This is a genomic window from Streptomyces solicavernae (assembly GCF_029968095.1).
Lineage (GTDB): Bacteria > Actinomycetota > Actinomycetes > Streptomycetales > Streptomycetaceae > Streptomyces > Streptomyces solicavernae.
The window spans coordinates 44,342-57,348 of record NZ_JASCIR010000030.1; the positions used below are offsets into that span (position 1 = coordinate 44,342).

Consider the following 13,007-nt stretch of genomic DNA (forward strand, 5'->3'; position numbering starts at 1 on the left):
ACGCCTCGCCCGCCCGCCTGTTGAGCCGGATGGTGGCTTCCGGTCAGGACACCACCGCCGGGTCCGTGGGCTTCGCGACCCGGTCGGCGTCGCCCTCCTCACCCACGGCGATCCCGCGCCGCTTGGAGAGGTAGACCGCGAAGACGATCACGAGGATCGCGAGCAGCGAGACGGCCACCCGTACGCCGACGCTGGCGTCGTCGCCGTAGCTGAACTGGATGACCGCGGGCGCGATGAGCAGCGCGACGAGGTTCATCACCTTCAGGAGCGGGTTGATCGCCGGGCCCGCGGTGTCCTTGAACGGGTCACCCACCGTGTCGCCGATGACCGTCGCGGCGTGGGCTTCGGAGCCCTTGCCGCCGTGGTGGCCGTCCTCGACGAGCTTCTTGGCGTTGTCCCACGCGCCGCCGGAGTTGGCGAGGAAGACGGCCATCAGCGTGCCGGTGCCGATGGCGCCCGCGAGGAACGAGCCGAGCGCGCCGACGCCGAGCGTGAAGCCGACGGCGATCGGCGTGAGCACGGCGAGCAGACCGGGCGTGGCCAGCTCGCGCAGCGCGTCCTTCGTACAGATGTCGACGACGCGCCCGTACTCCGGCTTCTCCGTGTAGTCCATGATCCCGGGGTGCTCGCGGAACTGCCGCCGCACCTCGAAGACCACCGAACCCGCGGAGCGCGAGACCGCGTTGATCGCGAGCCCGGAGAAGAGGAAGACGACCGCGGCACCGAGGATCAGGCCCACCAGGTTGTTGGGCTGCGAGATGTCCATCACGAGGTTCATCGGCGCACCGTCGCCGAGCTTCTCGCCGACGTCCCTGGCCGCACCCGCGATGGCGTCGCGGTACGAGCCGAAGAGCGCCGAGGCCGCGAGGACCGCGGTAGCGATGGCGATGCCCTTGGTGATGGCCTTGGTGGTATTGCCGACGGCGTCCAGGTCGGTGAGCACCTGCGCGCCCGCGCCCTCGACGTCGCCGGACATCTCGGCGATGCCCTGCGCGTTGTCGGAGACCGGACCGAAGGTGTCCATCGCGACGATCACGCCGACCGTGGTGAGCAGACCGGTACCGGCCAGGGCCACCGCGAACAGCGCCAGCATGATCGACGTACCGCCGAGCAGGAACGCCCCGTACACGCCGAGGCCGATCAACAGGGCGGTGTAGACGGCCGATTCGAGGCCGATGGAGATCCCGGCGAGGACCACGGTGGCCGGTCCGGTCAGCGAGGTCTTGCCGATGTCCTTCACCGGGCGCCGGTTGGTCTCGGTGAAGTAGCCGGTGAGCTGCTGGATCAGGGCGGCGAGCACGATGCCGATGGCCACGGCGACCACGGCGAGCACCCGCGGGTCCCCGCTCTTGGCCTGGATCGCGGCGTCGGTGACGCCCTTCAACTCGGCGTACGTGGACGGCAGATAGACCCAGACCGCCGCCGCGACCAGCGCGAGCGAGATCACCGCGGAGATGAAGAAGCCGCGGTTGATGGCGCTCATCCCGCTGCGGTCGGTGCGGCGCGGGGCCACGGCGAAGATGCCGATCATGGCGGTGAGCACGCCGATCGCGGGCACGATCAGCGGGAACGCGAGTCCGGCGTCGCCGAAGGCCGCCTTGCCGAGGATCAGCGCGGCGACCAGGGTCACGGCGTACGACTCGAAAAGGTCGGCGGCCATGCCCGCGCAGTCACCGACGTTGTCGCCCACGTTGTCGGCGATGGTCGCGGCATTACGCGGATCGTCCTCCGGAATGCCCTGCTCGACCTTGCCGACCAGGTCGGCGCCGACGTCGGCGGCCTTGGTGAAGATGCCGCCGCCGACTCGCATGAACATCGCGATCAGCGCGGCGCCGAGGCCGAACCCTTCGAGCACCTTCGGCGCGTCGGCGGCGTATACGAGCACCACGCAGGCGGCACCGAAGAGGCCGAGCCCGACCGTGAACATGCCGACGACGCCGCCCGTACGGAAAGCGATCTTCATGGCCTTGTGCGAAACGGCGGTGAGGTCCTTTGCCGGTTCGCCTTCCGCGGGGGTGGCTTCACGAGCGGCTGCCGCCACCCGCACATTGCTGCGGACCGCGAGCCACATGCCGATATAGCCGGTGGCCGCGGAGAAGAGGGCGCCGATCAAGAAGAAGATCGAACGTCCGGCGCGCTGATTCCAGTCGTCCGCGGGCAACAGCATGAGCAGGAAGAACACCACTACGGCGAATACGCCGAGGGTGCGCAACTGCCGTGCCAGATAGGCATTCGCGCCTTCCTGGACCGCTCCGGCGATCTTCTTCATGCTCTCGGTGCCCTCGCCCGCCGCGAGCACTTGGCGCACCAGGACTCCGGCAACCGCGAGCGCCGCGAGCGCGACGACTCCGATGGCCATGACGATCAGTCGATTGTCGGAGGTGAGTACCGCTGCCGCGAGGGTTGAGGGGTGGTCAAACTGATGAGGGGTAGAAAGCCCCGCCATTCGTCCTCCTTGACGCTTGGGCTGAGCTCAAGATGTGGACGGATTGTAGGGAGCAGAACCTGATCAAAACAGTGCGCGACAAACGGAATTGGCCCGCACCAGCTCATCAGCAAATGATCGCGTCCTACGATTGCCCTCGAAAGTGGTAATGCCTCAAAGGCATTGACGGGGTGGGACGCTCGGCCGATGCGCTGATGGTGATCGATAAACATCGGCCGCCGCCATTGATCGTCACATGGCCTGTTTACAGGGAGAGTTGAGGGAAACGGAGGGCTTGCCGCGACACGGAAAACGGCGCCGCCCCCGTGGGGACGGCGCCGTCTGTTCGATCCGGGTCAGGGAAGCTGCGGCTCCGGGGCCGTCGGCCAGCTCATCTTGATGAGTCCGCCCTCCGGTCCGGCCGTCACCTCGACGTCGTCGACCAGTCCGCTGATGACGGCGAGGCCCATGTCGTCCTCGCCGTCGGCGTCCAGGTCGTCCGCTCGGGGCGCACCCGAGGCGGATCCGGCGCCGGACGAGGTGTCGGCGTGCGCCACCTCGTCACCTACCTCGATGGAGAACTGCTTCTCCTCCTCGACGAGGGCCACCCGCACCGGCGCCGTGACGCCGGCACTCTGATGCAGCCCGACGGCGCGCGAACATGCCTCGCCGACGGCGAGCCGCACCTCGTCGAGTACGGCCTCGTCCACTCCGGCCCTGCGCGCTACTGCGGCCGCCACGAGTCTGGCGGTCCGGACGTGCTCGGGCAGCGCGCTGAAGCGGAGTTCAACGGTGGCCATGCATCCCCCTCGGACGTGTGAGCGTGCTTTCAAGGTGCCGGACCGATCGGTCCGGCACCCCCTGCTCTGACACCCCGGACCCGCAGGCCCGGGGGCACCGGCCCTCAGTCGGTGGCCGCCACCGCTTCGTCGACCGAGGTGTGAATCGGGAACACCTTGGTCAGGCCGGTGATGCGGAAGATCTTCAGAATGCGCTCCTGGTTGCACACCAGTCGCAGTGAGCCCTCATGGGCCCGCACTCGCTTCAGACCGCCAACCAGCACGCCGAGTCCGGTGGAGTCGAGGAAGTCCACGCCCTCCATGTCGACGACAAGGTGGAAACTGCCGTCATTCACCAGCTCGACCAGCTGTTCGCGCAGCTTGGGCGCGGTATATACATCGATTTCGCCACCGACCTCAACGACCGTACGATCGCCGACGGTACGGGTCGACAGGGACAGGTCCACGGATCCTCCAGCACCTTGCTATCGAGCGCTCGCCCCTCGGACACCTGGTCTCAGGCCTGGGACGGTCGCCAGCCGCGATGGCATTCAATCACTTACCGGCGGGCGTGCACGACGCCTTCGGACCATTGTCCGTCACGCCAGTGACAGACTCGGTGCCGATGGCCAAGAATCACCGACCCGATCGCCCCTCTGCGGGCGGGCCCGAGCGACCCTCGCCGCGTGCGGTCCTCGACCGCCTCGCCGCAGGGGGAAACCGGGCTTCGCGCATCACTCATGTGGAGCACTTGCCCCCGAGAGAAGGCCGCCATGCCGTCTGGCCCGATCGCATCCGAACAGAAGTGATCGCTGCCGTTCAACGAGCGGGCATCGAGCACCCCTGGGCCCACCAGGCGGAGGCCGCGGAGCACGCCCTCGACGGCCAGTCCGTGGTCGTCGCCACCGGCACCGCGTCCGGCAAGTCCCTCGCCTATCTGGCGCCCACGCTCTCGGCGCTCCTCGACGGCTCCGAGGCGCCCAACGGCAGGGGCGCGACCGCCCTCTACCTCGCCCCCACCAAGGCCCTCGCCGCCGACCAGTGCCGCGCCGTGAAGGAACTGGCCGGCCCGCTCGGCACCGCGATCCGGCCCGCGGTCTACGACGGCGACACCCCCGTCGAGGAACGCGAGTGGGTGCGCCAGTACGCCAATTACGTCCTCACCAACCCCGACATGCTGCACCGCGGCATGCTGCCCTCCCACCCCCGCTGGTCCTCCTTCCTGCGCGCCCTGCGCTATGTCGTCATCGACGAGTGCCACACCTACCGCGGCGTGTTCGGCTCGCATGTCGCCCAGGTCCTGCGCCGGCTGCGCCGCCTGTGCGCCCGCTACGGCTCCGATCCGGTGTTCCTCCTCGCCTCCGCCACCGCCGCCGACCCGTCCATAGCCGCGGGCCGGCTCACCGGTCTGCCCGTGCAGGAGGTCGCCGACGACGCCTCCCCCCGCGGCGAAGTCGTCTTCGCCCTGTGGGAGCCCCCGCTCACCGAACTCCACGGCGAGAAGGGCGCCCCGGTCCGCCGTACCGCCACCGCCGAGACCGCCGACCTGCTCACCGACCTCACCGTCCAGGGCGTCCGCTCGGTCGCCTTCGTACGGTCCCGCAGGGGCGCCGAGCTGATCTCCGTGATCGCCCAGGAGCGGCTGGCCGGGGTCGACCGCTCGCTCGCCCGGCGCGTCGCCGCGTACCGGGGCGGATATCTGCCCCACGAGCGGCGCGCCCTGGAGCGTGCCCTGCACTCCGGCGAGCTCCTCGGGCTCGCCGCCACCACCGCCCTCGAACTCGGCGTCGACATCTCCGGCCTGGACGCGGTCGTCATCTCCGGCTACCCCGGGACTCGCGCCTCCCTGTGGCAGCAGGCAGGCCGCGCCGGACGCTCGGGCCAGGGCGCGCTCGCGGTCCTGGTGGCGCGTGACGACCCGCTGGACACGTATCTCGTCCACCACCCGGAGGCGTTGTTCCGGCAGCCGGTCGAGTCCACCGTCCTCGACCCCGACAACCCGTACGTCCTCGCGCCCCACCTCTGCGCCGCAGCCGCCGAACTGCCACTCACCGGCGACGACCTGAAGCTGTTCGGGCCGACCGCCGAGGAGCTGCTGCCGCAGCTGGAGGCCGCGAAGCTGCTGCGCCGCCGCACCAGCGCCTGGCACTGGACCCGCCGCGAGCGCGCCGCCGACCTGACCGACATCCGCGGCGAGGGCGGCACCCCCGTCCAGGTCGTGGAGGCCGGCACCGGCACCCTCCTCGGCACCGTCGACGCCTCCGCCGCCCACACCGCCGTGCACACCGGTGCCGTCCACCTGCATCAGGGCCGCACGTACCTGGTGCGCGAGCTCGACCTGGAGGACTCGGTCGCCCTCGTCGAGCGGGCCGACCCGCCCTACTCGACCACCGCGCGGGACACCACCGCCATCTCCGTCCTGGAGACCGATGTGGAGATCCCGTGGGGCCAGGGCCGGCTCTGCTACGGCTCCGTCGAAGTCACCAACCAGGTCGTCTCCTTCCTCCGCCGCCGCCTGATCACCGGCGAGGTCCTTGGCGAGTCCAGGCTCGACCTTCCTCCTCGTACGCTGCGCACCCGCGCGGTGTGGTGGACGGTCACCGAGGACCAGCTGGACGCGGCCCGGATCAACCCGGAGATCCTGGGCGGCGCCCTGCACGCCGCGGAGCACGCCTCCATCGGCATGCTGCCGCTCTTCGCCACCTGCGACCGCTGGGACATCGGCGGGGTGTCCGTGCCGCTGCACCCCGACACCCTGCTGCCGACCGTCTTCGTCTACGACGGCCACCCGGGCGGCGCGGGCTTCGCGGAGCGCGCCTTCCACACCGCGCGCGCGTGGCTGGGCGCGACCCGGCAGGCCATCGCCTCCTGCGAGTGCGAGGCCGGCTGCCCGTCCTGCGTCCAGTCTCCCAAGTGCGGCAACGGCAACGACCCCCTGCACAAACGCGGAGCCGTACGCCTCCTCACGGAACTCCTCAGGGGGGCGCCCGGGGAGCCGGACTCTTAGGCGCGCTGCCGAGCCCCTGGTCCGGCGGCGACTCGCCGGGCGACACCGGCGGCCCCGCCTCCGGCGGTCCGGCCTCCGGCGGTCCGGCACGCGCGCGTAGCTGTGCCCGGAAGCCGCCCGCCCGCGCCCGTACCGTCACGTCGGCGATCTCCCCACGCACCGCGCAGCGCACCACCTCGGCCCCTTGCTCCGCCGCCACCCGCTCGGCCGTGGCACACGCCGCGCGCGTGCCACGCAAAGCCCGGTCCGCGGCGGCGAGCGCGGCCAGGTCGGCGGCCCCGCCGGCCCGGTGCCGCGCCAACACGGCCTGCGTCAGCAGCAGTACGGCCCCGAAGACCACGCACAGCGCGGCCACCACCATCACCGCCCAGACCGTCGCCGAGCCGCGCTCACCGTCCGCCACGTGCCCCGGCGCACCGTTCGCACGGCCGACCACCGCAGCCCGCCGTGCGCCGTCGGGCCTCACTTCTGCGGCCATGACCGCCCCACCGCCTCCTCGGCCAGGGCGACCGCCTCCGCCTCCAGCTCCAGCGTGAGCGCACGCGGGCCCGGAGCGTGGGCGGTGACGGCCACACGGACCAGGTCTCCCGCTCTGCGCACCTCCACCTGCGCACCCTCCGGGGCGGCCCGCTCCGCCGCGGCGACGGCGGCGCGCTCCGGTTCCTGCCGGGCCGCCGCCCGCGCCCCGGCCCGGGCCGCGTCCACGCACTGGATCTGCGCGACGGCCGCCATCAGCGCCCACAGCAGCGCCACCCCGACCAGGACGAGCGCGGGGATCACCGTGGCCGCCTCGGCGGTCACATAGCCGCCGTCACGCGCCCCGAGAGACGCGTGGGCCTTGTGGGTCCTGTGGGTCTTGTGGGCCCTGTAAACCTTGTGGGTTTTGTGGACCTTGTGGGCGCCCTGCTCAGACCTGGACACCGAGCGCCTTCCCGACGATCGACTCCAGCGCCGCCCGCACCGTGTCGGACGTCACGACCTTGTAGAGCACGGCCGCGAAGGCGCAGGCCGCGACCGTGCCCAAGGCGTACTCGGACGTTGTCATCCCCGCGTCGCCCGCCGCCCGCAGCCGGTCGCACACCCCTCGCAGAGCCCCACGGCAACGGCCTCCGACACCGCCCGCACGGACCCCGTTCTCCTTCACGTACCGCATGCCTCGCCTTCCTCCCATGTGCTGATGAACCCCCGTAACTCCGTATCGCTGCCTTGCTGTCTTGCTGGCTTGCTGGCTTGCTGGCTCGCTGGCTCTGTATCGCTGGCTCGCTGGCTCTGTTTCGCTGGCTCGCTCGGATCAGTCGATGTGCAGAACCCCACCGGCCAGCCCGATGACCACCGGCCCCACCCCCACCGCGAGGAACGCGGGCAGCAGACACAGCCCCACCGGTGCCGCGATCAGAACGCCCGCCCGGTGCGCCCTCGCCGCGGCCGCACGGGTCCACGCGGCGCGGCAGTCCGCGGCGATCAGGGCCAGTTCCTCGGCCGCGGGCGCGCCCGCGTCGCAGGCCCGCGCGAGGCAGCGCGCCAAGGGCCGGGCGCCCGGTAGTGCGCCCAACCTCCCCCACACCTGGGCCGACTCGCCGCCGAGCCGCAGCTCCACGGCCGCCAGCGCCAGCCGGTCACCCACCGGCCCGCCCAGACACTCCCCCACGGCCTCCGCAGCGACGACGGGATCCGCCCCCGCGGTCACGCAGGCCGCCATCAGGTCTGCCGCCAGCGGGAGTTGACGCTCGGCCTCGGCCCGCTCCGCGGCGCCGCCGGTGCCGTCCGGTCCGGCGCCTCCCGAGGACCGCTCGCGCCGCCGCAGCCACTGCCGTACGGCGTACCCGGCCAGGCCACCGAGACCGGCCCCCAGAACGCCGTCCAGCAGCACGAGGCCTGCGCAGGCCGCTCCCAACACCGGGATCCAGCCGGTCAGTTCGCGCGTGTGCAGCGGCTTCCGGGAGCGCCGTGGCCGGTTCCTGCCTCCCAGCAACGCGCGGACCCGTCGCCGCGCCCGTCGTACGCGCCTCTCCGCCAGGACCGTCCCGACGACGAGGAACAGCGCCACCACCAGCAGCAGCGTCACCCCCAGTCTGTGGACCGCATCGGCCGCCCGGTGGACGGCATCCGCATGGAGCTCGACCCCGGTCTCGGCCCCGATCCCCGTCCCGATCCCGATCCCGATCCCGATCCCCGTCCCGGTCGCCGACACGAACCACTCCCCCGCGCCCGTCATGCCCATCCCGAGTCACCGCTCCTCCGCGCGGCGCACGATCCGCACCGCCCACCAGATCCCCGTACCTTCCAGAGCGCCGCCGACCAGCAGGCAGCCGATCCCGGCGGGGGTGTGCAGCAGTACGCGCAGCGGGTCGGCGCCCAGGCCCGTCCCCATGAGGAGACCGACGACCGGGAGAGCGGCGAGCAGGGCCGCGGTGGACCGCGCCGTGGACAACCGCACGCGCAGATCGGCACGTTGGTCCCGCTCGGCCCGCAGCGCGCCCTCAAGCCGGGCGAGGCCGGCCGCGAGCCCGCCGCCCCGGTCGACCGCCACGCGCCAGCACGCGGCGAGCCCCAGCAGCCCCTCGGCCCCCGGCTCCGCCGAGGCCGCGCGCAACGCCTGCGGCACATCGCCGCCGAACCGCGCGGCCGCCAGCACCGCCCCCTGCTCCGCCCCGAGACCGCCCCCGGTATCGGCATGGGCATGGCCCCCAGCCCATGCACCGGCACCGGCACCGGCATCCGCATCGGCCGAGCGGTCCGCATCCGCCGAACGGACGGCGGCCAGCATCGCCTCCCCCGGCTGCCGCCCGGCGCGGACCTCCGCGGCCAGCGCACCGCACAGCGCGATCACCGCATCGGCCCGCGCCTGCTGCTTCCTGCGCCGCTCCCGGCCGCCCAACACCCGCTTCAGCAACGGCACTCCGAGCGCACCGGCAAGCAGCGGAAGCACCGACTCCGCGACGACCGCCACCACCAGCCCGACCGCCAGACACCACCATTCCCGTCCGACCCGCTCCCGCACCCGCGCGAGCAGCCGCTCCCACGGAGGCGCGGCCACCGGTTCGCGCACCGCTGTCCCCGCGAGGAGCAGCCGTGCCCGCCGCATCCCCCGGTCCTGCCCGAGGCACAGCCAGGCGGCCGCTCCCGCGCACACCGCCGCCGCGTACACCGGCGCGGCCTGGCCACCCGCCGCGGCCATCGCTCCCCCGCTCACGCGGCACCGCCCAACAGCCGCTGCAGACGCGGCCAGCCCGGCTCGTACGCGAACGCCTCCGAGCCCCACCGCAGGGCGGGCTCCGCCACCACGAGGCCCGCGGCGTCCCGCTCCAGCACGCACACCTCGGCGATGCGCCGCCGCCCCGCACGGTCCCGTACGAGATGGAGGACGACCGAGACGGCGGCCGCCAACTGACTGTGCAGCGCCGCCCGGTCGAGCCCCGCGGCCGTACCGAGCGCCTCCAGGCGGGCCGGGACGTCGGTGGCGGCGTTGGCGTGGAGCGTGCCCGAGCCTCCCTCGTGGCCGGTGTTGAGCGCGGCCAGCAGGTGCACGACCTCCGCACCGCGCACCTCGCCCACGACCAGCCGGTCGGGCCGCATCCGCAGCGCCTGGCGGACCAGGTCCCGCAGGCTCACCAGGCCGGCGCCCTCCTGATTGGCGGGCCGGGTCTCCAGCCGGACCACGTGCGGGTGGTCGGGGCGCAGCTCGGCGGAGTCCTCGGCAAGCACGATCCGCTCGGTCGGCTCGACGAGGCCGAGGAGGGCCGACAGCAGCGTCGTCTTGCCCGACCCGGTGCCACCGCTGATCAGAAAGGAGAGCCGGGCGTCGAGCAGCGCGCGCAGGATCCGGTCACCGCCGGGCGGCACCGTGCCCGCCGCGACCAGCTCGTCCAGAGAGAATGCCTTCGGCCGCACCACCCGCAGGGACAGGCACGTCGACCCGACGGCGACGGGCGGCAGCACGGCGTGCAGCCGCGTGCCGTCCGGCAGCCGCGCGTCCACCCACGGGCGGGCGTCGTCCAGCCTCCGTCCGGCGACCGCGGCGAGCCGCTGGGCAAGCCGCCGTACGGCGCCGACGTCCGCGAACGCGACCGCGGTGAGCTCAAGGCCGCCGCCCCGGTCGACCCAGACCTGGTCGGGCGCCGTCACCAGCACGTCGGACACCTCGGGATCGGCGAGCAGTGGCTCCAGCGGACCGGCGCCCACCAACTCGGAGCGCAACTCCCGCACCACGCCGAGCAGTTCGGCATCGCCCAAGACTCTGCCCTGCTCCCGCAGCGCCCGCGCGACCCCGGCCGGTGTCGGCTCGGCACCGGACGCGGCGAGCCACTGCCGTACGCCGTCGAGCAGGTCCGCCGTCATGACGTGCCCTCCGCGGGGACGCTCGCCCAGAAGGCCGAGCAGAACCGGGCGAGGGCACCGCGCGTGTCGGCGCCGGGCGGCCCGCCGGTGTGCCGGAGGCCGGGCTCCTGCGGCAGCACTCCGGCCAGCGGCAGGCCGAGCAGTCCGGCCACCTCGTCGCTGTCGAGCCCTGCCTGGCCCGGTGCACGGACGACGGCGCGCAGGTCCCGCAGCACCATGCCCGCCGCTGCCGCGACCCGGCCGGCCGCCGCGACCGCGCGCAGCTCGGCGGGCACCACGAGCAGGCCGAGGTCCACCTGGGCCAGCGCCTCCACGACGCTGTCGTCCAGGCGGCGCGGCAGGTCCACCACGACCGCCCCTCCCCTGCGGCGTGCCGCGGCGAGGACGGCCCGCATCGCGCCCGGCGGCACCGCCACGGTGTCCCCGCGGTCCCAGCTGAGGACCCGCAGATCGTGCAGGCGCGGCAGCGACTCCTCCAGGGCGCCGGCCCCGACCCGCCCCTTGGACTCCGCGAACGCGGGCCAGCGCAGCCCCTTCGCCGTCTCCCCGCCGAGCAGCACATCGAGGCCGCCGCCGAGCGGGTCGGCGTCGACGAGCATGGTGCGCCGGCCGGACCGTGCCGCCGACAGGGCGAGGCCGCAGGCTAGCGTCGACGCCCCGGCGCCGCCCCGGCCGCCGAGCACGCCGACGGTGAGGGCCGGATGGCCCACTCCCTCCGCCACGTCGGCGATCCGGTCGACGAGCCACTCCTCGGCGTCCGGAAGGCGCAGCACATGGTCGGCGCCGATCTCGACAGCCCGCCGCCAGACCCTGGGGTCGTCCTGGTCATGGCCGACCAGGCACACCCCGCGCCGTCGGGCGGCCCCGCGCAGCCGACACACCGCGTCGTCCCCGACCAGCACCAGCGGCGCCGTGTCCCAGCCGCCGCCGCGCTCGGGCACACCATGGTGCACCTCGGGTCGCGCACCCGCCGCGGCGCACAGCCTCAGCAGGTCGTCGAGCAACAGCGCGTCCTCGGTGACGATCAGCGGTCCGGCCCGCTCTTCTCCTTCGGCCGGCCCCCGGTCATGCGCGATCGAACCCGTCATGACTCGGCCCCCCTCTCACTTGTGAACGTGGCGAACGTCGTGAATCCCGCAGTCCGCGATCGGGCCGATGAACGGGTCCCGGACTTCGCGGCTGGAATCACGATGAGCGGAGGCTGGAAATCGTGTGGATCTTGGTCGAAAACTGTGGACAACTCAGCGGTTGTGAATAACTCCGTCACCCAAACCGGTGACGGACGGAAAACTGCCACAGAGCAGCCTGATCGCTACGCACGGTCACGGATCTTGGGATGCGGCGCCTGCACGCCGATCGGGCGCCAAGCGGCACCGAGCAGCGTGGAGCGGGCAGAAAGAAGGGCCCGAAACGGGCCCGGACATGCGACGACCCCCGCCGGGGGGGAGAGCGGGGGTCGTCCCCACGGTCCGACTCGGGGGGGGAGGAGCCAGACCGGGTTAGCACGGTCGCGAACGATCCGTGACTTCCATGGTGTACCCGAGAGCCTTCTCAGGCAAACCCACGCGCCCGAGCTTACGCCGAATGGTTGGCCCCTATGCTCGGGCATGTGGAAAACCACTCCCTGCCTCGCACAGCTGCCTTCTTTGACCTGGACAAGACGGTCATTGCGAAGTCGAGCACGCTCACGTTCAGCAAGTCCTTCTACCAAGGAGGACTGATCAACCGCAGGGCCGTGCTGCGTACCGCATATGCCCAGTTCGTCTTTCTCGCGGGCGGTGCCGATCACGACCAGATGGAGCGTATGCGCGAATATCTCTCGGCGCTCTGCCGCGGGTGGAACGTGCAGCAGGTCAAGGAGATCGTCGCCGAGACGCTGCACGACCTGATCGACCCGATCATCTACGACGAGGCCGCCTCCCTCATCGAGGAGCACCACACCGCCGGCCGGGACGTCGTGATCGTCTCCACCTCGGGCGCCGAGGTGGTCGAGCCGATCGGTGAACTCCTGGGCGCGGACCGGGTGGTGGCCACGCGCATGGTCGTCGGCGAGGACGGCTGCTTCACCGGCGAGGTGGAGTACTACGCGTACGGGCCGACGAAGGCCGAGGCCATCAGAGAGCTGGCCGAGTCCGAGGGGTACGACCTGGAGCGGTGCTTCGCGTACAGCGACTCGGCGACCGACGTGCCCATGCTGGAGACGGTCGGCCACCCGCACGCAGTCAATCCGGATCGCGCGCTGCGCCGCGAGGCGCTCACGCGCGAGTGGCCGATTCTGGACTTCCACCGGCCGGTCCGCCTGAAGCAGCGGGTTCCGTCCCTGTCGGCTCCGCCGAGGCCCGCGCTCGTCGCCGTGGCCGCGGTCGGCGCGGCCGCGGCCACCGCGGGGCTGGTCTGGTTCGCCAGCAGGCGGCGCGCGCTCGCCTCCTGAATTCAGGCACTCATCGTGCGCTCGAAG

At 72.5% G+C, this 13,007-nt stretch carries 12 protein-coding genes; 2 read left to right on the forward strand and 10 right to left on the reverse strand.

Translation table 11 applies throughout. From position 1 onward, the window contains the following. Positions 1–43: 43 nt before the first annotated feature. The 3 genes from QIS99_RS26025 to bldG form a co-directional block, all read right to left on the reverse strand. Positions 44–2,446, reverse strand: coding sequence for a sodium-translocating pyrophosphatase (locus QIS99_RS26025; RefSeq protein ID WP_282516086.1), 2,403 nt, complete (start codon positions 2,444–2,446; stop codon positions 44–46). 335 nt (positions 2,447–2,781) lie between these two features. Next, on the reverse strand, positions 2,782–3,225 hold the full coding sequence (locus QIS99_RS26030; protein ID WP_282516087.1) for an ATP-binding protein: 444 nt from the start codon (positions 3,223–3,225) through the stop codon (positions 2,782–2,784). Between the two features lie 104 nt (positions 3,226–3,329). Beyond that, positions 3,330–3,671 (reverse strand): anti-sigma factor antagonist BldG, encoded by a 342-nt coding sequence (gene bldG, locus QIS99_RS26035; protein ID WP_005475923.1) that lies wholly within the window; start codon positions 3,669–3,671, stop codon positions 3,330–3,332. Positions 3,672–3,748: 77 nt separating this feature from the next. On the opposite strand from bldG, the gene QIS99_RS26040 reads away from it, so the two are divergent. After that, entirely contained in the window at positions 3,749–6,211 is a 2,463-nt protein-coding gene (locus QIS99_RS26040; protein ID WP_282516088.1) for a DEAD/DEAH box helicase, read from the forward strand. Here QIS99_RS26040 and QIS99_RS26045 read toward each other — a convergent pair. The 7 genes from QIS99_RS26045 to ssd all read right to left on the reverse strand — a co-directional run bounded on the left by QIS99_RS26045 (position 6,180) and on the right by ssd (position 11,637). Beyond that, entirely contained in the window at positions 6,180–6,689 is a 510-nt protein-coding gene (locus QIS99_RS26045; protein WP_282516089.1) for an Rv3654c family TadE-like protein, read from the reverse strand. The two genes, QIS99_RS26040 and QIS99_RS26045, sit on opposite strands and share 32 nt — an antisense overlap. Continuing rightward, complete coding sequence (locus QIS99_RS26050; RefSeq protein WP_282516120.1) at positions 6,674–7,012, reverse strand: TadE family type IV pilus minor pilin; 339 nt, start codon at positions 7,010–7,012, stop codon at positions 6,674–6,676. The genes QIS99_RS26045 and QIS99_RS26050 overlap by 16 nt, the downstream gene beginning before the upstream one ends. 106 nt (positions 7,013–7,118) lie before the next feature. Next, entirely contained in the window at positions 7,119–7,364 is a 246-nt protein-coding gene (locus tag QIS99_RS26055) for a DUF4244 domain-containing protein (RefSeq protein ID WP_282516090.1), read from the reverse strand. Positions 7,365–7,502: 138 nt separating this feature from the next. Further along, positions 7,503–8,432, reverse strand: coding sequence for a type II secretion system F family protein (locus QIS99_RS26060; RefSeq protein ID WP_282516091.1), 930 nt, complete (start codon positions 8,430–8,432; stop codon positions 7,503–7,505). A gap of 6 nt (positions 8,433–8,438) precedes the next feature. After that, positions 8,439–9,389, reverse strand: coding sequence for a type II secretion system F family protein (locus QIS99_RS26065; RefSeq protein ID WP_282516121.1), 951 nt, complete (start codon positions 9,387–9,389; stop codon positions 8,439–8,441). Between the two features lie 11 nt (positions 9,390–9,400). Next, entirely contained in the window at positions 9,401–10,549 is a 1,149-nt protein-coding gene (locus tag QIS99_RS26070) for a TadA family conjugal transfer-associated ATPase (protein ID WP_282516092.1), read from the reverse strand. Then, entirely contained in the window at positions 10,546–11,637 is a 1,092-nt protein-coding gene (ssd, locus tag QIS99_RS26075) for a septum site-determining protein Ssd (RefSeq protein WP_282516093.1), read from the reverse strand. The genes QIS99_RS26070 and ssd overlap by 4 nt, the downstream gene beginning before the upstream one ends. A 509-nt stretch (positions 11,638–12,146) precedes the next feature. On the opposite strand from ssd, the gene QIS99_RS26080 reads away from it, so the two are divergent. Continuing rightward, positions 12,147–12,980, forward strand: coding sequence for an HAD family hydrolase (locus QIS99_RS26080; RefSeq protein WP_282516094.1), 834 nt, complete (start codon positions 12,147–12,149; stop codon positions 12,978–12,980). Positions 12,981–13,007: the final 27 nt, after the last annotated feature.